This window comes from Lutimaribacter pacificus, assembly GCF_900142185.1.
GTDB lineage: Bacteria > Pseudomonadota > Alphaproteobacteria > Rhodobacterales > Rhodobacteraceae > Lutimaribacter > Lutimaribacter pacificus.
The window spans coordinates 456,969-477,659 of sequence record NZ_FQZZ01000003.1; the positions used below are offsets into that span (position 1 = coordinate 456,969).

Annotated in this window: 22 protein-coding genes; 16 read left to right on the forward strand and 6 right to left on the reverse strand. The window is 66.0% G+C overall.

What is annotated here, in order from left to right; all coding sequences use genetic code 11:
- From nirJ to F3H87_RS11110, 7 genes are all read left to right on the forward strand, one after another.
- Window positions 1-1,224, forward strand: a complete 1,224-nt coding sequence (gene nirJ, locus F3H87_RS11080; protein WP_149788685.1) for a heme d1 biosynthesis radical SAM protein NirJ — start codon at window positions 1-3, stop codon at window positions 1,222-1,224.
- Window positions 1,199-2,782 carry a nitrite reductase gene (locus tag F3H87_RS11085; protein ID WP_149788684.1) on the forward strand — a complete coding sequence of 528 codons (1,584 nt, stop codon included), beginning with the start codon at window positions 1,199-1,201 and terminating at the stop codon, window positions 2,780-2,782. Before nirJ ends, F3H87_RS11085 begins: the two co-directional genes overlap by 26 nt.
- A complete protein-coding gene (locus tag F3H87_RS11090) occupies window positions 2,739-3,485 on the forward strand; it encodes a sirohydrochlorin chelatase (RefSeq protein WP_149788683.1) in 747 nt (248 codons plus the stop codon). The genes F3H87_RS11085 and F3H87_RS11090 overlap by 44 nt, the downstream gene beginning before the upstream one ends.
- Entirely contained in the window at window positions 3,482-3,718 is a 237-nt protein-coding gene (locus F3H87_RS11095) for a hypothetical protein (RefSeq protein WP_149788682.1), read from the forward strand. The genes F3H87_RS11090 and F3H87_RS11095 overlap by 4 nt, the downstream gene beginning before the upstream one ends.
- A gap of 136 nt (window positions 3,719-3,854) precedes the next feature.
- On the forward strand, window positions 3,855-4,556 hold the full coding sequence (locus F3H87_RS11100; RefSeq protein ID WP_149788681.1) for a Crp/Fnr family transcriptional regulator: 702 nt from the start codon (window positions 3,855-3,857) through the stop codon (window positions 4,554-4,556).
- Entirely contained in the window at window positions 4,553-5,122 is a 570-nt protein-coding gene (locus F3H87_RS11105) for a DUF4202 domain-containing protein (protein WP_149788680.1), read from the forward strand. Before F3H87_RS11100 ends, F3H87_RS11105 begins: the two co-directional genes overlap by 4 nt.
- A gap of 99 nt (window positions 5,123-5,221) precedes the next feature.
- A complete protein-coding gene (locus tag F3H87_RS11110; RefSeq protein WP_149788679.1) occupies window positions 5,222-5,791 on the forward strand; it encodes an antibiotic biosynthesis monooxygenase in 570 nt (189 codons plus the stop codon).
- A 75-nt stretch (window positions 5,792-5,866) separates the two neighbouring features.
- On the opposite strand, the gene F3H87_RS11115 is transcribed toward F3H87_RS11110, so the two are convergent.
- Window positions 5,867-6,226: a MerR family transcriptional regulator gene (locus F3H87_RS11115; protein WP_149788678.1), complete on the reverse strand. Its 360-nt coding sequence runs from the start codon at window positions 6,224-6,226 to the stop codon at window positions 5,867-5,869.
- A 73-nt stretch (window positions 6,227-6,299) separates the two neighbouring features.
- On the opposite strand from F3H87_RS11115, the gene F3H87_RS11120 reads away from it, so the two are divergent.
- The gene (locus F3H87_RS11120) at window positions 6,300-7,598 is read left to right on the forward strand and encodes an NADH:flavin oxidoreductase/NADH oxidase family protein (RefSeq protein ID WP_149788677.1); all 1,299 of its coding nucleotides are present in this window, start codon (window positions 6,300-6,302) and stop codon (window positions 7,596-7,598) included.
- Window positions 7,595-8,293 (forward strand): type 1 glutamine amidotransferase domain-containing protein, encoded by a 699-nt coding sequence (locus F3H87_RS11125; RefSeq protein WP_149788676.1) that lies wholly within the window; start codon window positions 7,595-7,597, stop codon window positions 8,291-8,293. Before F3H87_RS11120 ends, F3H87_RS11125 begins: the two co-directional genes overlap by 4 nt.
- Window positions 8,294-8,298: 5 nt before the next feature.
- On the opposite strand, the gene F3H87_RS11130 is transcribed toward F3H87_RS11125, so the two are convergent.
- Both F3H87_RS11130 and F3H87_RS11135 read right to left on the reverse strand, forming a co-directional pair.
- The gene (locus F3H87_RS11130; RefSeq protein ID WP_149788675.1) at window positions 8,299-8,673 is read right to left on the reverse strand and encodes a DUF5655 domain-containing protein; all 375 of its coding nucleotides are present in this window, start codon (window positions 8,671-8,673) and stop codon (window positions 8,299-8,301) included.
- A gap of 46 nt (window positions 8,674-8,719) precedes the next feature.
- Entirely contained in the window at window positions 8,720-9,250 is a 531-nt protein-coding gene (locus F3H87_RS11135; RefSeq protein WP_223228034.1) for a MarR family winged helix-turn-helix transcriptional regulator, read from the reverse strand.
- A gap of 359 nt (window positions 9,251-9,609) precedes the next feature.
- Here F3H87_RS11135 and dctP point away from each other — a divergent pair, with 359 nt between their 5' ends.
- The 3 genes from dctP (at window position 9,610) to F3H87_RS11150 (ending at window position 12,499) form a co-directional block, all read left to right on the forward strand.
- Entirely contained in the window at window positions 9,610-10,587 is a 978-nt protein-coding gene (gene dctP / locus F3H87_RS11140) for a TRAP transporter substrate-binding protein DctP (RefSeq protein ID WP_149788674.1), read from the forward strand.
- Window positions 10,588-10,662: 75 nt separating this feature from the next.
- Complete coding sequence (locus F3H87_RS11145; protein WP_149788673.1) at window positions 10,663-11,196, forward strand: TRAP transporter small permease; 534 nt, start codon at window positions 10,663-10,665, stop codon at window positions 11,194-11,196.
- Window positions 11,189-12,499, forward strand: coding sequence for a TRAP transporter large permease (locus F3H87_RS11150; protein ID WP_149788672.1), 1,311 nt, complete (start codon window positions 11,189-11,191; stop codon window positions 12,497-12,499). Before F3H87_RS11145 ends, F3H87_RS11150 begins: the two co-directional genes overlap by 8 nt.
- On the opposite strand, the gene F3H87_RS11155 is transcribed toward F3H87_RS11150, so the two are convergent.
- From F3H87_RS11155 to F3H87_RS11165, 3 genes are all read right to left on the reverse strand, one after another.
- Complete coding sequence (locus F3H87_RS11155; RefSeq protein WP_149788671.1) at window positions 12,492-14,162, reverse strand: sulfatase-like hydrolase/transferase; 1,671 nt, start codon at window positions 14,160-14,162, stop codon at window positions 12,492-12,494. The two genes, F3H87_RS11150 and F3H87_RS11155, sit on opposite strands and share 8 nt — an antisense overlap.
- Window positions 14,163-14,250: 88 nt before the next feature.
- A complete protein-coding gene (locus F3H87_RS11160) occupies window positions 14,251-14,892 on the reverse strand; it encodes a hypothetical protein (RefSeq protein WP_149788670.1) in 642 nt (213 codons plus the stop codon).
- Between the two features lie 77 nt (window positions 14,893-14,969).
- On the reverse strand, window positions 14,970-16,598 hold the full coding sequence (locus tag F3H87_RS11165) for a thiamine pyrophosphate-binding protein (RefSeq protein WP_149788669.1): 1,629 nt from the start codon (window positions 16,596-16,598) through the stop codon (window positions 14,970-14,972).
- Window positions 16,599-16,815: 217 nt separating this feature from the next.
- Here F3H87_RS11165 and F3H87_RS11170 point away from each other — a divergent pair, with 217 nt between their 5' ends.
- Genes F3H87_RS11170 through F3H87_RS11185 form a run of 4 tightly spaced genes read left to right on the forward strand, consistent with a single transcriptional unit; the run spans window position 16,816 to window position 20,646 of the window.
- Window positions 16,816-17,889, forward strand: coding sequence for an ABC transporter ATP-binding protein (locus F3H87_RS11170; protein ID WP_149788668.1), 1,074 nt, complete (start codon window positions 16,816-16,818; stop codon window positions 17,887-17,889).
- Between the two features lie 4 nt (window positions 17,890-17,893).
- The gene (locus F3H87_RS11175) at window positions 17,894-18,796 is read left to right on the forward strand and encodes an ABC transporter permease (protein ID WP_149788667.1); all 903 of its coding nucleotides are present in this window, start codon (window positions 17,894-17,896) and stop codon (window positions 18,794-18,796) included.
- Window positions 18,789-19,589, forward strand: a complete 801-nt coding sequence (locus tag F3H87_RS11180) for an ABC transporter permease (RefSeq protein ID WP_149788666.1) — start codon at window positions 18,789-18,791, stop codon at window positions 19,587-19,589. Before F3H87_RS11175 ends, F3H87_RS11180 begins: the two co-directional genes overlap by 8 nt.
- A gap of 28 nt (window positions 19,590-19,617) precedes the next feature.
- The gene (locus F3H87_RS11185) at window positions 19,618-20,646 is read left to right on the forward strand and encodes an ABC transporter substrate-binding protein (RefSeq protein WP_149788665.1); all 1,029 of its coding nucleotides are present in this window, start codon (window positions 19,618-19,620) and stop codon (window positions 20,644-20,646) included.
- Window positions 20,647-20,691 lie beyond the last annotated feature (45 nt).

Consider the following 20,691-nt stretch of genomic DNA (forward strand, 5'->3'; position numbering starts at 1 on the left):
ATGTTCCGCCTTTCCCAATACATGCGCGAACTGGTCCATCCCACGCCCGTGCGCACCCGTCGCGGAGACGGCCCGGTGAAACCCGTGGTGATCTGGAACCTGACCCGGCGCTGCAACCTGCGCTGCCGGCACTGTTACACCACCTCGGCCGACGTGGATTTTCCCGGCGAGCTGAGCCATGAACAGGCGATGGGCGTTCTGGACGACCTGCACGGCTTTGGCATCCCGGCGCTGATCCTGTCGGGGGGCGAACCGCTGTCGCGGTTCGATTTCTTCGATCTGGCCGAACGCGCCCGCAGCCTGAATTTCCGCTACCTTGCGCTGTCCACCAACGGGACCAGGCTGATCGACAGCACCGCGCAGCGCGTGGCCGACCTCGGCTTCGATTATGTCGGCATCTCGCTCGACGGGATCGGCGACATGAACGACTGGTTCCGCGGTGTGAACGGCGCCTATGCCGCGGCGCTGCAGGGCGTGCGCGAATGCAAGCGGCGCGGTGTGAAGGTGGGGCTGCGCTTCACCATCACCGAAGACAACGCGCATATGCTCGAAGACATGTTGGACCTGTGCGATGGCGAAGGCGTCGACAAGTTCTACCTGTCGCACCTGGTCTATGCGGGCCGCGGCGACAAGCATCGCGGCGACGACACCCAACATGCACGCACCCGCCGCGCGATGGACATCCTGATCGACCGCGCCTGGGTGGCCGAGGCCGAGGGCCAGCCGCTTGAGATCGTCACAGGCAACAACGATGCCGACGCGGTGTATTTCCTGAACTGGGTGCAGCGCAATTTCGATGCCGGTCGCGCCGAACACGTGGCCGATCACCTGCGCGCCTGGGGCGGCAATTCTTCGGGGCTGGGGGTGGCCAATATCGCCCCGCTGGGCACCGTGCATCCCGATACCTACTGGTCGGATTACACCGTGGGGAACGTGAAAACGACGCCGTTTTCCGAACTCTGGACCGGGGACGACCCGATGCTGGCCACCCTGCGCCAGCGCCCCCGCCCGCTGAAAGGGCGCTGCGGGGCCTGCGCGTTCCAGGACGTGTGCGGCGGCAATACCCGCATCCGCGCGCTTCAGGTTTCGGGCGATCCCTGGGCCGAAGACCCGGCCTGCTATCTGTCGAATGCCGAAATCGGACTGGGCACGCCCGAAGGCGAGCGCCTGACCGTCACACCCTTCAGGGGAAAACGCCATGATCCCGCGCATCGTTTCTTCTAAAACCGGGCTGCGCGGCCCGGCGGTCATCGCCACGATCCTTGCCCTTGCGGGCACCGCCCATGCCGGGCCGGACGGCGCGGAAATCTACCGCGACCTCTGTGCCTCGTGCCACGGAGAGGCGCGGCTGGGCGGGATCGGCCCGGCGCTGATCCCGGAATCGCTGACCCGGCTGCGCGGCGAGAATCTGGACGATATCGTCGCGCATGGCCGGCCCGCCACGCAGATGCCCGGCTTTGCCGGAACGCTCGGCTCCGCGGATATCACGGCGGTGGCCGCATACCTGCGCACCCCGCTGCCCGGCATTCCGACATGGGATGCTGCTGAGATCGAGGCGACCCGTGCCCTGTCGCCCGAGTATACCCCTGCCGCGGCCCCGGTTTTCAAAGGCGATCCGATGAACATCACGCTGGTGGTGGAAACCGGCGATCACCATGTCAGCGTTCTGGACGGCGACACGTTCGAGGTGCTCGACCGTTTCGCCACGCCCTTTGCCGTGCATGGCGGCCCGAAATTCAGCCCCGACGGTCGCTATGTCTTTGTCATGTCGCGCGACGGCTGGGTACAGAAATACGATATCTGGTCACTGCAGGAGGTGGGCCGCGTCCGCGCCGGGATCAACAGCCGCAACATCGCCATGAGCGCGGATGGCAAATGGCTCGCGGTGGCCAATTACCTGCCGCATTCCGTCACCATCCTGTCGGCGGACGACCTGTCGGTCGCCCATGTGCGGCGCGTGATCGACGCGGATGGCCGGGAAAGCCGGGTTTCCGCCGTCTACCAGGCGCCGCAGCGCGAAAGCTTCATCCTCGCGCTCAAGGATTCGCCCGAGATATGGGAGATCGGCACCACGCCCGATGCCGGGCCGTTCCACGACGGCTTCGTGCACAGCCACGAAAAGGACATGAAAGAGGCGCTTGGGGCCGAACAGGGCCTGTTCGCCCGCCGCCGCATCAAGGTGGCCGAACCGCTGGACGATTTCTTCTTCACCCCCGACTACCGCCACCTGATCGGCGCCAGCCGCAGCGGCGACAAGGGGGTTGTCGTCAACCTGGACGTGGGCCGCGAGATCGCCGACCTGCCCCTGCCCGGGATGCCGCACCTGGGATCGGGCATAAGCTGGACCAGCCAGGGCCGCGAGGTGATGGCCACCCCGCACCTGAAAGAGGGCCGCCTGTCGGTGATCGACACAAGCGACTGGTCGGTGGTAAAGACGATCGAAACCATGGGGCCGGGGTTCTTCCTGCGCAGCCACGAAAACTCGCCCTATGTCTGGGCCGATGTCTTTTTCGGCCCGCACCGCGACAAGATGCACGTGATCGACAAGAACACGCTGGAAATCGTGCGCACGCTCGACCCCGCGCCGGGCAAGACGGTGGCGCATATCGAGTTTACCCGCGACGGGCGCCACGCGCTCGTGTCGATCTGGGAAGACGATGGCGCCGTGATCGTCTACGATGCGCGGACGCTTGAAGAGGTCCGGCGCCTGCCGATGCGCAAACCCTCGGGGAAATACAATGTCTGGAACAAGATCACCTTTTCCGACGGCACCAGCCACTGAGGGCGGCGTTCTGATCGTCGCCCATGGCAGCCCGTCCGACCCCGCCCCGCAGGAAGAGGCGTTGCGCGACCTGGCCGCACGGGTGGCCGCGCAGGCCCCCGGGCTGCGGGTGGGGGGCACCACCCTGGCCGCCCCCGGCGCGTTCGAAAAAGCGGTGGCCGATCTGGACAGGCCGCTGATCTATCCGTTCTTCATGGCGAAGGGCTGGTTCGTGCGCAAACCGCTGGCCGAGCGCGCGCAACCTTTCGGCCTGCATATCCTGCCCCCCTTCGGGCTGGAGCCGGAACTGGACGCGGCGGTGGCCGACGCGATAACGGCAACGCTGGACCGGCAGGGCTGGGCGGCGCGCGAGACCGGGCTGTTCGTCGCCGCCCATGGCAGCGCGGTGTCGCAGAAGAACGCCGAGACCACCCGCGCCCTTGCCGCGCGGCTGGCCCTGCGGCTGGGCATGGGGCGCGTCGCCACCGGCTTTGTCGAGCAGGAGCCGCGGCTGGAAACCGCCGCGCGCGATCTTGGCCAGGCGCTCTGCCTGCCGTTTTTCGCCCTGCGCTCGGGCCATTACAGCGACGACCTGCCCCGCGCGCTGGACGCGGCGGGGTTCACCGGCCCGGTGCTGCCGCCTTTCATCGAATGGCCGGCCACCGCGCGGCTGATCGCGCGCAGCCTTGCCGCCCGCGCGACCCCGGCGGAGGCGATGCGATGAAACGCCTGTTCGGCCCCGCACCCCGCAGGCTGTGGCTGATGCTCTACCCGTTCACGGCGGCGGCGGTGGCGATCAACCTCTTCCTGCTGTTCCTGATGCTGCAGGCGGTGGGCATCCCCGCCATGCCGCCGGTCACGGCTCTTCTGATCGGCCTGCCGCTCGGGCTGCCGGCGAATTTCGCCGTCACCGCCTGGGTGCAACGCCTGATCGACGAGGCCGAGGGGCGCGGCTGAGCGGCGTTTCGCCCCCACCCCGGCCGGAGCGGTGCAGCGGCGCCGTTTTGCCGCCCCGCCGGGCCCTGTCTGCTGTCGACTCGGGCCGCGAGCTTTCCTATTATCCCGGCAACGGCAGGAACGGGAGCGGCATCTCATGCGCGCAGAGGACCGGGAACTGGCAACCGCCACCATGTTGTTGAGCGGTTTGTCGACGGACGTTCAGAACCAGTTGCTGAAAAACGCGATGGTCCGGGAATACGACCGGGGCACGACCGTCTTTCTGCAAGGGGAAAGGGCGCGCGCGATCTATATCGTGCTGTCGGGCTGGGTGAAGCTGTTTCGCATCACCCCCAACGGGACCGAGGCGGTGGTGGGCGTGTTCACCCGCGGCCGCTCGATCGGCGAGGCGGTGGCGTTCCGCAACGATGTCTACCCTGTTTCGGCCGAGGCGGCCAGCCAGTGCCGCCTGCTGCGCATCGAGGCCGAACAGTTCCTGTCCAATATCCGCCGCGACCCGGAAATTGCGCTGTCGATGCTGTCGGCCACCTTCGCGCACCTGCACGGCATGGTCGCCCAGATCGAGGCGCTGAAATCGCGCACCGGGGCGCAGCGGGTGGCCGAATTCCTGCTGGAACTGGCGCATTGCGAGGACGGCAAATGCGACGTCACGCTGCCCTATGACAAGGTGCTGATCGCCGGGCGGCTGGGGATGAAACCCGAAAGCCTGAGCCGCGCATTCTCAAAGCTGCGCGAACAGGGCGTGAAGATCACGCAGAACCGCGCCGAGATCTCGGACCTGGCCGCGCTGCGCGATTTCGTCGAGGAAGACCCCGCGCTGGCCTGGAGCCGGGGATGACCGGCAGCGACCGCCTGGCGCGCGCGCTGTCCGCCATCGACGCGGCCAATGCCGCCGATCCCGGGCAGGAGGACGGCCGCCCCGCCGCCCTGCTCTATGGCGAGCGGATGAGCGCCGAGCTGGCCCGCCTGTTTCCCGATGCCGGCGAGGTGTTGCAGATCGCCGCGCGCGGCCAGCATATCGAACGCTGGCTGCTGCCGCGCAGCGCATATCCCGAAGGGCGCGAAGGGTATCACGCCTGGCGGCGCGAACAGGCCCGCCGCCATGCCGACCGCGTGGCGGCGATTATGGCCGGGGCCGGGTATGACGCCGCCGAGCGCGATCGCGCGGGCGTGCTGCTGCGCAAGGAAGGGATCAAGCGCGACCCGGAGGTTCAGGCGCTTGAGGACGTGATCTGCTTTACCTTCCTGAAATGGTATTTCGCACCCTTCTCCGGCACGCAAAGCCCCGAGGCGCTGCAGAAAATCGTCGAACGCACCGCGCGCAAGATGTCGGAAGAGGGGCGGCAGCGGGTTCTGCGCGAGTTCGACCTGCCGCCCGCGCTGGCCGTGGCCTTCGGCGGCTGACCGGGGCCGACGGGCCGGGTGAAACCCTGCGGCGTTTCGATGCGTTCCCATTTCACGCGGGCACGGATAGGCAGGCCCTGAATTGCGGAAGGGATCGTCATGGTGACAGCGCAGCTTCTCGACCAGCCGCCCGGGTGTATCCTGACGGCGCTCCGGGTCCGGCACGAGGATGCCGACACATGCGCGCGCAAGCTTGCGCAACTGAACGAGATTCTGGTCACGTTCGACGGGTTCGCCAGCCTCGACACCATCCGGCGCGAGGGCGGGCTGGGCACCGATTTCTACATCCTCGCCCGGTTCCGGGATGTCGCGGCGCTGGAACGCTGGCGTGCCTTGCCGGATCGCAACGCGCTGATGGACGAGATCGAGGCGATGTCGATCGCCGATGTTTCGCGCCAGCAGGCCGCGGGGTCGAATATCTGGTTCGAGCCGATCGTTTCCATGCCGAGCCAGCCAAAACCGCCGCTGCTGTGGAAACGCTGGGCGACAAGCATGCTGGCCGTCTATCCGGCGCTTATCGTGCTGGTCACCCTGCTGCGCCCCGTCACCGCCCCCCTGCCCGAGCCACTGGGGCTGCTGGTGGTCGCGCTGATCCTGACCGGGCTTACCACGGCCTTCATCGTGCCCTGGCTGACCCGGGTCCTGCATCGCTGGCTTGTCGCCCGGTAAAGCATCATCCATTCGATCCGCAGCCAGCCCGGAACGGCCGCGCAGCAGCCCGGGCATCGCACAGCAAACGGCGGCTCAGGCCAGCCGCCGGCTCGTCTCCAGCTCGGCCATCAGCGCCTCGATCCGGCGTTTGCGGTCCTGTGCATCGGCGATCAGCGCCGTGACGGTTTCATGCTTCCTGGCCAGCAGCGCCAGCGCGTCGGTGCACGAGACGATGTGCTCGCCCGTACCGATCTCGACATCGGCAATCTCGCGCAGCGAAAATCCCAGCCCCTGCGCCTGCTCGATGAAGCGCAGCTGCGTGACCAGCTCCTCGGGGTAGTCACGATAGCCGTTCGTCCCGCGATCGGCGGCAGGAATGATGCCCTTGCGCTCGTAAAACCGGATGCGCGAGGTGGTAACGCCGGCAGCTTTCGCGATTTCTCCGATTTTCATGGAAACGGCCCTTGACCTTAAACCTAGGTTTAAACCCTATATAGGCTGCGACCGGAAATCAAGGATCGCAGACATGTTCGACACTTCCACGCCTTCACAACTGTTTCAGCCCCTGACCCTGCCGAACGGGCAGGTCATCCCCAACCGCATCGCCAAGGCGGCGATGGAGGAAAACATGGCCGATGCCGCGCATCTGCCCGGCGCCGCGCTGCGCGGACTCTACCGTCAGTGGGGCGATGGCGGCAGCGGGTTGCTGATCACCGGCAACGTCATGGTCGCGGCCGACGCTGTGACCGGCCCCGGCGGGGTGATCCTGGACGGGCATCAGCCGTTGGAGCCGTTCCGTCACTGGGCCGAAGCGGGCAAGGCGCAGGGCGCGCGGATGTGGATGCAGATCAACCACCCCGGCCGGCAGGTCTTTGCCGCGACCAGCCCCGACGCCATCGCCCCCTCGGCGGTGCCGGTCGAGATCGAGGGGTATTCGAAACTCTTTGCCCAGCCCCGCGCCATGACCGAGGCCGATATCCGGCGCGTGATCGGCCAGTTCACTGAGACCTCCGCACTGGCGGAACAGGCTGGGTTCGACGGTATCGAAATTCACGCCGCCCATGGCTACCTGCTGAGCCAGTTCCTGTCGCCGCTGACCAACCGGCGCGACGATGACTGGGGCGGCAGCCTGGAGAAGCGCGCCCGCATCCTGATCGAGATCGTTCGCGCCGTGCGCGCCCGCGTCCGCCCTGGCTTCGGCGTCGGCGTCAAGCTGAACTCCGCCGACTTCCAGAAGGGCGGGTTCGACGCGGCGGACGCCGTGGCGGTGGTGCGGATGCTGAATGCCGAGGCGGTCGACCTGGTCGAGATTTCCGGCGGCAGCTATGAAAGCCCCGCCATGCATGGCCGCCCGCAAGAGGAGAACAAGCGCGCCAGCACCCGCGCGCGCGAGGCCTATTTCCTCGATTTCGCGCGCGACATCGTGGCGGTGGCCGAAATGCCGGTGATGGTGACGGGGGGCATTCGCCGCCGCGCAACCGCCGGGGATGCGCTTGCCCCCGAGGATGGCCGCGCCGGTGTCGCGATGGTCGGCATCGCGCAGGCGCTGGCCTATGCGCCCGACCTGGCGAACCGCTGGCAAAAGGGCGAACATGCCGTCACGGTGCCGGCGGTTCACTGGAAGCGGCGGGCGCTTGCGGGCCTTGCAACCATGGCGATGACCAAGCTGCAACTGCGCCGCATGGGCGCGGGCAAGCACCCCGACCCTTCGGCCTGGGCGCCGGGCGTGCTGCTGCGCGACCAGTTGCGCACCCGCCGCCGCAACCGGCAGTATCGCGCATGGCTGCGCAACGCCCGCCAGACAACGAAAGGAGCCACCACATGAGCAAACGCATCCTGCATGTCGTCACGAACGTGGCGCATTACGAAGACCCCTCGCATCCCACCGGGCTGTGGCTGTCGGAACTGACCCACGCCTGGGATGTCTTCGCGGCGAAGGGCTGGGAGCAGCAGATCGTCAGCCCGCAGGGCGGCGCAGTGCCGCTGGAGCCGCGCGCGCTGAAATGGCCGCTGCTGGATGCCAGCGCGAAAGCCTGGCTGAACGATCCGGCGAAAATGGAGATGCTGGCCGAAACGGCCAGACCGGACGAGATCGACACGGCCGGGTTCGACGCGATCTATTTCACCGGCGGCCATGCGGTGATGTGGGACTTCCCCGACAGCGCGGGCCTGCAGCAGATCACGCGCACGCTGTGGGAGGACGGCAAGGTCGTCTCGTCGGTCTGCCATGGCTATTGCGGGCTGCTGAACACACGCCTGTCGGACGGGTCGCTGCTGGTCGGCGGGCACCGCGTGACCGGGTTTTCCTGGCGCGAAGAGGTGCTGGCGGGCGTCGCGAAAGAGATGCCCTACAACGCCGAGGCGCAGATGAAGCGGCGCGGCGCACGGTATGAGAAGGCGTTGCTTCCCTTCGTGTCGCATGTCGTTACCGATGGCCAACTGGTGACCGGGCAGAATCCGGGATCGGCAAAGGCCACCGCCCGGCAGGTCGCGCGATTGCTCGACGCCCCGGACCAGTGAAAGGCCTATCTGTCGCGTTTCGCGGTGCCTAGCCCCACATCGGCATAGGCCTCGCGCAGCCAGGCCTGCATCTCGGCGTCCACCTCCTCGTCTGGTTCCAGCGTGAAGCGATTGGTGACCACCTTTTTCGTGGTGTGGAAGGACGCCCTCAGATGCCTGTGTTCGACCGGGTGCAGCAGGTCGATCGAGCATTCCAGGTACCGGCCCTTCACATAGGCCGTGGCAAAGCTGCGTGTCCTTTTCCAGGCCACCATCGTGCGCGAGACCTTTTCGCTCACGTCCTCGCCCGCGGCAAGCGCGTGATCCCGGAACGCCATGAACACCGGAACGGCGCTTGGGGTCTTGTCGGACAGGTAGCCGCGTATGTACTCGTCGCTCATGGCGAAAGGCTAGCATCCGGCGGGCAGGCCGGAAAGCGCCGCGCCCTCAGACCGTGCCGCCACGGGTGGGCGGAACGCGCTGCCCGCGCGCCTCGGCCTCGGCCTCGTCGGTGGCGAGGTTCTGCAGGATCAGGATCAGCAGGCGCCGCAGCCCGTCCTCGTCATCGGCATCCAGCCCCTGCAGGGCGGCCTCGTTCGCCTCGACCGCCAGCGGCTCCAGCACCGCCTGCAGCGCCTTGCCCGCGTCGGTCAGGTAGACATGCTGCTTGCGCTTGTTGCCGTCCTCGGTGCGGCGGATCACGATACCCTGCTGTTCCAGCTTGCCGAGCGCGGTGTGCACCGTCGGCTGGGTCAGGTTCGCCCGTTCGCTCAGTTCGCGCTGGGTCAGGCCCTGCTCTTTCCACAGGATGCGCAGGAACACCCATTGCCCGAACGACACCCCGTGTTCGGCCAGCCGGAGCGTCAGCGAGCGGTTGAACCCCCGCGCGCAAAGCCGCGTCAGATGCGCGATACGCTCGTCGCCGTAAAGCTCGAACAGATCCTTTTCCCCGGCCTCGGGCGGGGTCGTATCACGCACTGCACGGTTCATCCCGGACCATCCCTTTCGGGCCTTCATCGGTTCCAACATCAAGCGACACGGTATTCGGAACGCCCGGCCCCGGCAATCGGCCACGCGGCAGGCCCCCGAATTCTTAGATACCGAATTAACCAGCAGACGGGGCGACCTGGCCACGAAAAACCGGCGTCAGCGGCGATATACCACAGGCCCGCGGGGCACCTGCACGGGCCGGATGCCTCCATTTCCAGAATGAACCTTCTTTATCAGCAATTTAAATATTCGTAGATACCTAATTTCTTGACATGAATGGCCGATAACCCCTTAATGTGTCGCATCGTCGCAGCCACGACCGTGCGGCGTTGGAAGGGGAGGAAAACATGCAACCATTCAAGATGTTCCTGCGCGGACTCGCGCTTGCCGCCGTGATGGCGCCGGCCGCCGCACAGGCGGAAAACCTGCGCGTGCTCAGCAGCTGGAGCGACAATTACGCACCCGTGACCGAGGTGCTCGATCCGTTCCTGCGCAAGCTCGAAACCGAATCCGACGGCGCGCTCACGCTCACGCGGATGGGCCCCGAGACGATCCCGCCCTTCGAACAGCTCGACCCGGTGTCGCGCGGGCTTTTCGACATGCTGTTCACCAACGGCGCCTACCATTACAACGACACCGCCGTCGGCATGGCGCTGGACGCGCTGAGCGGGAACGCCGCCGACCTGCGCGAGGCCGGGATCTGGGATTTCGTCGACCAGCATTACCAGGAGCGCGGGCTGAAGCTGATCGCGATCCTCTATGACCTCAACGGCTATCACATCATGCTCAAGGAGCCGCTGACCGGCAACGCGCTGGAAGGCCGGAAGATCCGCGGCACCCCGATCTATCACGCGATCATCGAATCGCTCGGCGGCTCCCCGGTGGTCCTGCCTGCCGGCGAGATCTATCCCTCGCTGGAACGCGGCGTCGTCGAAGGGGCGTCCTGGCCCACGGTCGGCGCGGTCGGGTTCCGCTGGTACGAAGTGGCCGATTACATGATGCGGCCCACCTTCGGGCAGGTCGGGCACCCGGTCTTCATGAGCCTCGACACCTGGAACGGGCTCGATGCAGCGACCCAGGAACTCATCTCCCGCGCGGCCGAGGAATACGAGGCCGAGGCGGTCGAGAACTTCAACCGGCTGGTCGCCGCCGAAGAGGCCACGCTGGAACAGGAAGGCATGACCGTCACCGAACTGGGCGAGGCGCATCTCGGCAAGCTCGGCGCGGCCTGGTACGAGGGCGCGATGGGCCTGGCCGCCCAGCAGAACCCCGACGCGATCGCCCAGATGGACGAGATGGCCCGCAAGGCCGGGCTGACCCCCTGAGCCGAAGCCGCACAACCTGAAACATGATCGCCCCCGCCGGTTCCGGCGGGGGCGGTTTTCCCGGTGGAGAGCCCGATGACAACACGACCAACGACAGGTGTCTGGCGCCGCGTGCTGCGCATTCACGATGCCATCTCACTCGCCGGTTTCGCGGGCGGCGCGGTGGCCCTGGGGTTGATCGTCGTGATCTACGCCTACGAGGTCACGGTGCGCTATTTCTTTATCTCGCCGACGATGTGGGCCAGCGATTTCGTCTCGTTCCTGCTGCTGATCTCGGTCTTTCTGGTCATTCCGTGGCTCAGCCGCGAGGGGGGCCATGTCGCGGTGACGCTGCTGCCCGACATGATGCCGGCGCGGTGGGCCGACCGCTTTCTGCGGGTGGGGTTCCTGGTCGCCGCCATCGTCTGTCTCTGGAGCGCGTGGATCAGCGTGCAGGAAACCCAGCGGCTGATCGAACGGGGCACGACGACCCTGACCACCGTGCGCATCCCGAAATGGACGCTGATCGCCTTCGTCACCTACGGGCTGGCCAATGCCGGGCTCTATTTCCTGCGCGTGGCGGCAAGGCCCACCGCGCGCCTGCAGACAGGGGACACCAGCCATGCTTGAGGGGATTCCCGCCGTCAGCGCGGCCATCGGGCTGCTGCTGTTCCTCATGGCGCTCGGCCTGCCGGTGTTCATCGCCTTCATGCTGGTGAACCTGGCCGCCGTCGGCGCGATCATGGGTCCGGCCGGGTACGGCATGTTCATCAACAGCGTCTACGACACCACCACCACCGGCGCGCTGGTGACGATCCCGCTGTTCATCCTGATGGGCGAGGTGCTGTTCCGGTCAAACGCGGTCGATGTGCTGTTCCGGTCCATCGACACGCTGGTGGGCCATGTGAAGGGCCGGCAATACGTGCTGGCGATCCTGCTGGCGACGGTGTTCAGCACGCTGTCCGGCGCCGCGATGGGCGTGGCCGCGATGCTGAGCCGGTCGCTCTTGCCCGCCATGATCGGGCGCGGCTACGATCCGCGCCTGTCCATCGGCAACATCCTGGCCGGCGCCAGCCTTGCCCCCCTGATCCCGCCAAGCGTCCTGGTCATCATCATCGGCACCATCGCCGGGGTCTCGATCGCCGGGCTTCTGGTGGCGGGCATCCTGCCGGGGCTGATGTTCGCGGCCCTGTTCCTGGGCTATTCCTTTTTCCGGGTCTGGCGGAACCCCGCCCTTGCCCCCGGCGACGAGGCGCCGGTCTCGCGCCCCGGCGCGGGCGAGGTGGCGATGGCGCTGCTGCGGCTGGTGCCGTTTTCCATCGTCATCATGATGGTGATGGGGTTGATCCTGCTGGGCGTGGCCACCCCGACCGAGGCGGGCGCGATGGGGGTGATCGGCGCGCTGATCACCGCCGCCATCTACCGCAAGCTGAGCCTGCGCATGATCCGCGACTCGCTGACCGCCAGCGCCCGCGTGGCGGCGATGATCCTGATCATCATGGCGTCGTCCAAGCTGTTCAGCCAGTTGCTTGCCTTTACCGGCGGCGCGACTGCGCTGGCGGAACTGGTCGTCGGCCTTGAACTGGGGCGCTGGTCGATGCTGTTCCTGCTGATGGCCCTGCCCTTCCTGCTGTGCATGTTCATCGACCAGATCGCCCTGATGCTGATCGTGATCCCGATCTACGGGCCGATCGTCGCCTCGCTCGGCTTCGATCCGATCTGGTTCTGGCTGCTGTTTCTGGTGAACATCACCGTGGGCGGCATGACGCCCCCCTTCGGCTATACCCTGTTCGCGCTGAAAAGCGGCTGGCCCGACGGCAAGCTGACCACGGTGTTTTCCGCCGCATGGCCCTTTGTCGGGCTGTTCGTGATCGGCATGATCATCCTGGCGATCTTTCCGGGGATAGCGACCTACCTGCCGAGCCTCATCTGACCGGCCCGCCCTTCATGTCCGGCGCCTTGCGGCCACGGTAGCGCACGGTCAGTTCCAGCGGGGCGTCGTTCTCGTCATAGATCCCGAGGACGACGCCACGGCCACGGGACTTGGTGCGCATCTCGACCAGTTGCACCTCGCTCCGGGTGGTGCGCTGCGCGGGGCGGCGCGCCCATGCGAAGAGCTTATCATACATCTGCGCGATCACCCCGGTATGGTCCTCGCTGTCGCCCAGATCGTGTAGTTCGTCGGGGTCGTTTTCCAGGTCGAACAGCATCGGCCGGTGGCCGCCTTCGAAATGCATCAGCTTCCATTTCCGGTCGGCCACCATGAACATGGTCGCCTCGCGCACCGAGGCGCCCAGCGCCTGCGCCACCGGCGTGGCCGAGTAGTCGTATTCGCAGATCACGTAGTCGCGCCGCGTATCGGTCGCCTGCCCGCGCAGGATCGGCAGCAGGCTTTCGCCCTCAAGGATGTGGGTGGCGGGCTCCCCCCCGGCGAAATCGACGAATGTCGGCGCGAAGTCGATGCACTCCACCAGCGCGTCGCAGACCGTGCCGCGCGTGGCGTCGGCATCGGGGCTGGGGTCGTAGACGATCAGCGGCACCTTCGTGCTGGCATCGTGAAAAAACGTCTTTTCACCCATCCAGTGATCGCCCAGGAAATCCCCGTGATCCGAGGTCAGAACGATCATCGTGTCCGCCATCCGGCCGGTTTCCTCCAGCCAGGCAAAGAGGCGCCCCATCTGGTCGTCGGCCTGTTTGATCAGCCCCATATAGGCCGGGATCACGGCGTCGCGCACCTCCTGCCGGGAAAACGCCTCGCCTACCTTGTTGCCCATGAAGGCCCGGAACACCGGGTGGTCGCTGTCACGCTCGGCGTCCGAGCGCACCACCGGCTGCACATCTCCGGGGCCATACATCCCGGCATAGGGCTCGGGCACGATATAGGGCCAGTGCGGCTTGATATAGGACAGGTGGCAGCACCACGGGCCGACATGGCCCTGCATGAAGTCGATCGCCCGCCCGGTCAGATAGGGGGTTTCGCTGTCGGGTTCATGGATATTCGCGGCCTCGGCGCTGTTTTTCAGGAACCAGCCCGACAGCACGTTGCCATCGTCGTCGAGACCGGAATTGGCGAAATCGTGCCAGGGGTTGTCGGACTCGTATCCCCTGGCCTTCAGCCACTTGTTGTATTCCTTCGCCCCGTCGGGGTCGTAATAACCATCCGGCCCCTCGGGCAGCATCCCGTCGTCGCGTTCGAACACGTCGAAGCCGCATTCGCCGACCCGCGCGCCGATGATCGAATCCGGCTCCAGCCCCAGCCGCGCCATGCCTTCCTCGTCGGCGCGCATATGGGTCTTGCCGACAAGGTAGCAATCCATGCCCACCTTGCGCAGGTGATCGCCCATCGTCATCTCGCCGACCTTGAGCGGGGTGCCGTTCCAGCTTGCGCCGTGGGAATGCACGTAGCGCCCGGTATAGGTGCTCATCCGGGACGAGCCGCAGATCGGCGACTGGATGTAGCAGCGGGTGAACCGCACGCCGCATTCGGCCAGCCTGTCGATATTGGGCGTGTGCAGGTGCCTGTGCCCGTAACAGCTCAGGTAATCCCAGCGCAGCTGGTCGAACATGATGAACAGGATATTCTTCGCTCTGGCCATGTTGTCCTGACGCGCCCCTTGCTCCGGCAAGGTCGCGGCGTTCCCCCGGTTTCGTGTCGGGTGTCAGGTTAGCAACAGATGCGCCGGGTTAGAACCTGCGCGGCGCGGTTTTCCCGGCGCGCACCTCCCCACCGCTTGCGCCGGGGCGGCGTAACCTCAGCAACCCGGCCAACAGGGCGATGGCCACGCCCGACAGCTCGATCAGGTCGACCGCGCGGAACGGCCCGAACGTCCCGGCATAAAGATGTTCGAGGTCATGGTAATTCACCGCCTTGACGAAGGTCGTCCCCAGCGCCAGCACCAGCCCGAGGATCAGCAGAAGGTTGCGCAGGATGCTGCGAAAGAACACCGCCAGCAGCACCAGCAGCACAAGGCAAAGCGCCACCAGCGACCAGACGAGAACGAGGTACTGCACGTCATGGCGTATCCCGTACCACCCCTGCGCGCGCGACAGGCAGCGGCCATAGCTGACGACGAATGCGTGCAGGTCGAGATGCGTGTTCACGACCTGGAACAGGAACAGCCACGCGCTCAGCCGCCAGAACAGCGCCTCGCGCCCGGTTTCGCGCCGCGCGACGCGCAGCATCAGGATGGCCGCCACGCCATAGCCCAGCATGAAAACCGTGCCCGAGACCCACGGATCGCCGAACACGGTTTTCCAGTCCTCGAACCCGCAGGCCAGGGATTGCAGAACGTCCTGCGCGAACGTGCCTGTGCTGTACTGGTTCATCCCGCCGCCCATCGCCCGGTTTGGCAAAGGTTAACGCAGGCGCCGCGGCCGGTCCATCGCGGGCGCGGGCGCCCCGGTCAGATCCGCATCCGCGGCACGTCATGCGGGTCGAGCCGCAGCTCCAGCAGGATCGGGCCGTCGCGGTTTTCGATCCGGTCCAGCGCGTTTTCCAGATCTTCCGCCGATTGCACCAGGATGCCGGTGCCGCCCAGCGCGGTCGCCACCTCGGCAAAGGACGGCCAGTCGAATTGCGACAGGCCCGGGTCCATGCTGCGGTCGAGAAACTGGATATGCTCGGCGCCATAGGCGCTGTCGTTGCAGACGATCACGATCAGGTCCTGTTTCAGCCGCACGGCGGTGTTGAACTCGTTGACGCCGCCCATCATGAACCCGCCATCGCCCGTGAACAGCACGACGGGCCGCCCGGTATCGGCCAGCCCCATGCCGATGGCCGCCTGCAGCCCCAGCCCGATCGAGCCGAAATTGGTGGTGGCGATGAAACTGCGCGGATCGGGGGCCGACACGCGGCACCACACCTCGGTCATGAAACGCCCGCCATCGGTGGTCAGCAGCCGGTTCTTCGGCAGTGCCTCTTCCAGCCGGTCCAGCGCCCAGACATAGTTGACCGTATCCGGCGCGGCCTTGTCGCGCTGCCCCGGCGGGTGCCATGTCAGTTTCGCCATGTCCAGCTCGGCGGTGAAGCCCGAGGCCGGGATCTCGGCCTCGTCCAGCCAGTAGACGATATTGTCGGCGGTCAGCCCCGCATCGGCCACCAGCGCCGCGTCTGGGTGAAAGTTGCGCCCGATCGCGCGGGCATCGTCATTGACCTGCACCACGCGCTTGCCCTTCATCAACTTTCCCTGGTCGGTGGTAAAGCTGTGCAGGCTGGCCCCGAAGGCGACCACGCAATCGGCCTTGGCGATCACGTCATAGGCGGCCTCGGTGCTGAGCGTGCCGAAGATGTCCATGTTGTAGGGGTGATCGTTGAACAGCCCCTTGGCCTTGAGCGTGGTGGCCAGCGGCGCCTCGAGCCGGTCGGCCAAGCGGCCGATCTGGTCGCGCGCGCCCGCCGCCCCGGCCCCGGCCAGGATCACCGGACGCCGGGCCGAGGCGATCATGCCGACCGCCTGGTCCAGCCCGTCGCCCTCGGGGACATAGGACGGGGTCGAGAATACCGGGAATATCTTCTTCTCATGCGTGATTTCCTGCCACATGAAATCGGCCGGCATGTTCAGAACGACGGGCCGGCGCTCGACCCGGGCGCGGTAAAAGGCGTTGGCGACATCATGCGCGGCGGTTTCGGGCGCGCGCATCTGTTCGAAACCGGCCCCGGCCGCCTTGACCGTCTCGCGCTGGTCGATGCTTTGCAGATGCTGGGGAACCATCACCGGCGTGTCGCCCGCCAGCAGGACCATCGGGATATTGCCCCGCGCGCCCTCGGCCAGCGCGGTCATGCAGTTGGTCAGCGCCGGGCCATGGGTGACGGTGGCCACCCCGACCTTGCCGGTGACATGCGACCATGCCAGCGCCATCAGGACCGAACTGCCCTCATAGGCCACGGGCACGAAGGTGCCGCCGCAGCCGCGCACGTAATGGTCGACCATGAACAGGTTGGCATCGCCCATCAGGCCGAACATCGTGTCGATGCCATGATCCTGCACCGACCGCGCGATGGACTGGTAGGTATAGATCGTATCGTCAGCCATGGGTCATCCCCCCTTATCGGTTTTTTCCTGTTCTCCGCCCCCAGCTTGCGTTTTGCAAGCCCGCTGGCGCAAGGGTGCCCGGCACCACCCCCGCCCCGGTTGCACAAATCCTGACCTGACCCCGCAAATCCCCGGCCGCGCCGGGCCCCACGGCCCGTCAAACTTGCTTTTGAAAGCGGGCTGAGTTTTGATCAAATCGGGAATCGGGGGCGCGGACGTGATCGAGATCAGCGAAGTCAGCAAGATTTTCACCGGGCGCGGGGCACCCTTCACGGCGCTCGACACCGTCTCGGTCACCATCCGGGAAAACGAGTTCTTTACCCTTCTGGGCCCCTCGGGATGCGGCAAGACAACCCTGCTGCGGGTCATTGCCGGGTTCATCGACCCCACAAGCGGCACGGTCGTTCTGGACGGGCAGGACCTGGTGCGCCTGCCGCCCTACAAGCGCCCGGTGAACACGGTTTTCCAGTCCTACGCGCTGTTTCCGCACATGACCGTGGCGCAGAACATCGCCTTCGGGCTGGAAATGCTCGACAAGCCGCGCGCCGAGGTCGGAAAGACCGTGGACGAGATGCTGGCGCTGGTGCGCATGACCGAGATGGCCGACCGCAAGACCTCGGAAATCTCGGGCGGCCAGCAGCAGCGCGTGGCGCTGGCCCGCGCGCTGGCGCCGCGGCCCAAGGTGCTGTTGCTGGACGAACCGCTGAGCGCGCTGGATTTCAAGCTGCGCAAGGACATGCAACTTGAGCTGAAACGCCTGCAGTCGGAAACCGGCATCACCTTTGTCTTCGTCACCCACGACCAGGAAGAGGCGCTGACCATGTCCGACCGGATCGCGGTGATGAACGCCGGCAGGATTCGCCAGATCGGCGGGCCGCGCGACATCTACGACCACCCGGCCGAACGCTTCGTGGCGGATTTCATCGGCGACACGAATTTCCTGGATGTGGAACTGCTGTCCATCGCGGGCGAGCAGGCCACCGTGCGCCTGCCCTCGGGCGCCGAGGCGCAGGTGCGTGCGCCCGGCGAAGACGTGGCGCCGGGCCCGGTGACGCTGGCGGTGCGGCCCGAACATGCCAGCCTGTCGGGCGGCGCCGGGGCGGTTCTGCCCGGCACGCTGGCCAATGTCGTCTATTTCGGCACCGACACCCATTACCATGTGGAGCTTGAGGGCGGCGGGCGCTTCGTGCTGCGCCAGCAGAACCAGCCCGACCAGGCCCAGACCCGCGCCGTGGGCGACGCCGTCGAGGTGACGCTGGCCCCCGGTGTCGGCCAGGTGCTGAGAGACTGACGGCATGAGCGACGCAGCCACGACCAGAGCGACACGATCCCGCTGGCTGCTGCTGGCCCCGGCGCTTGCGGTGCTGGTCTTTGCCGCCTCGGGGCCGCTGCTGATCGTGCTGATCTATTCCTTCCTGACGCCCGGCGATTACGGCGGCGTGGTGTGGAGCCTGTCGCCGGACGCCTGGTTCAGCGTCGTCATGGAACAGGATTTCTTTACCGAGGAAATCGGGTTCGCCGATGCGCATCTGTCGATTTTCTGGCGGTCGATCAAGCTGTCCCTGATGACCGCGCTGCTGACCTTCGTCTTCGGGTTTCCCACGGCCTATTTCATCGCCACGCGCCCCAGGGAAAAGCGCGATATCTGGATGCTGCTGATCATCATCCCGTTCTGGACCAACCTGCTGATCCGCACCTTCGCCATCATGGAACTGATCCGCGCCGAGGGCACGGTCAACAGCGCGCTGCTTGCGCTGGGGATCATCGACGAACCGATCCAGATGCTGTTCACCGAATTCGCGATCCTGCTGGGCATGGCCTATGTCTATCTGCCGCTGATGGTGCTGCCGATCTATGCCTCGCTCGAACGGTTCGATTTCACGCTGGTCGAGGCGGGATACGACCTTTACGCAAGCCGCTGGCGGGTGCTGCGCAAGGTGATCTTTCCGCTGGCGAAACCGGGGGTGATCGCGGGCTCGATCCTGGTCTTCGTGCCCTCGCTGGGCGCCTATGTCACGCCGCGCGTGCTGGGCGGCGGCAAGCAGCTTATGCTGGGCAACCTGATCGAGCTGCAATTCGGCGCGGGCCGCAACTGGCCGCTGGGCGCGGCGCTGTCGCTGACGCTGCTGGCGATCGTGATGGTGGCGCTGATCCTCTATGTCCGCGCCGCCGGGAACGAAGAGGTGCGGCATGGCTAAGGGGTTCGACATCCGCCGCCAGACCGGGTTCGCCACGGTTGCGATGGCGTGTTTCGTCATCCTTTACCTGCCCATCGTCCTGCTGGTGATCTATTCCTTCAATGCCGGCACCTCGGTCGCCATCTGGGAGGGGTTCAGCTGGCGCTGGTATCAGACCGCGTGGCAGAACGAGCAGGTGCAGGCGGCCACCGTGCGCTCGCTGGTGATCGCCACCTGGGCCACGCTGATCGCGACCTGCTGCGCGGTGCCGGCGGCGCTGGCGACGACACGGCAGGGCACGTTCCGCGGCTATACCTTCGTCTTCGCCATGATCAACCAGCCGCTGATGGTGCCCGAGATCGTGACCGCCGTCGCGCTGCTGATCTTTTTCGCCATGATCAAGGTCGCCACCGGATATACCGGCCTTTTCTACCTGATCATCGCGCATTCGGCCTTTTGCATCCCCTTCGCCTACATGCCGATCCGGGCGCGGCTACAGGGCATGGACCTGAGCCTGGAACAGGCCGCGATGGACCTTTACGGCACGCCCTGGCGCGTGTTCCGCCGGGTGACGCTGCCGCAGCTCTGGCCCGGCATCCTGGCCGGTGCGATGCTGGCCTTCGTCATCTCGCTGGACGACGTGGTGATTACCGAGTTCGTGAAATCCGCCGGACAGGATACACTGCCCACCTACATGCTGGGACAGTTGCGCCGGGTCGTGACACCCGAGGTCAACGCGATCTCGACCGCGCTTCTGGCGATTTCGGTGGTGCTTGTGATCGCGTTCTTCTTTCTCAGCCGGAAAAAGAAATAACCAAGAGAACCAACAGGAGGGTTCACCCATGAAACTGACCACGACATTTTCCGCACTTGCCGCGATGGCGGTCGCCGGCGCGGCCTCGGCCGAGGGCCAGTTGAACATCTACAACTGGGGCAACTACACCAGCCCCGAAATGATCGAGAAATTCGAACAGGAATACGATGTCGAGGTGACGGTCACCGATTACGACAGCAACGACACCGCGCTGGCCAAGATCAAGGCCGGCGGGCACGGGTTCGACATCGTGGTGCCCTCGGGCACCTATGTGCCGATCTTCATCTCCGAGGGGCTGCTGATGGAATCCAGGCCCAACGAGATGGAGAATTTCAAGAATATGGACCCGCAATGGGTGGATGTGGAATTCGACCCCGGCCGCAACTACACCGTGCCGTGGCAATGGGGCACCGTGGGCATGACGGTGAACACCAGCGTCTATGGCGGCGACATCAACACCGCGGGCATCTACCTCGATCCGCCCGACGAGCTGAAGGGCAAGATCAACGTCGTGCCCGAGATGATGGATGTGATGTCGACCGCCATCTACTACATGGGCGGCGAACAATGCACCACCGACAAGGAGGTGCTGAAACAGGTCCGCGACAAGCTGGTCGAGGCCAAGCAGCACTGGCTGTCGATGGATTACGGCAATATCGAGAAATTCGCCAAGGGCGACCTGGCCGCCGGCGTGAACTGGAACGGCGCCTCGATGCGCGCGCGCCTGCAGAACGCCGATATCGCCTATGGCTATCCGATCGACGGCTACCCGGTCTGGATGGACAACGCGGCCATCGTCGCGGATGCGCAGAATGTCGAGAACGCCAGGCTGTTCCTGAACTTCATCATGGCGCCCGAAAACGCCGCGATGCTGTCGAACTTTGCCAAATACGCCAACGGCATCGTGGGATCGGCCGAATTCATGGACGCAGACCTGCAGGACGCGCCCGAGATCAACCCCTCGGACGAGCTGAAGGCCGCGGGCGTGCTGTCCAAGACCTGCCCGCCCGAGGCGCAGAAGATCTATACCGCGATCTGGACCGAGCTTCAGAAGTAACGCGCGCCGGGCGGGCCTGCGGGCCCGCCCGTTTCCCTTCACGGA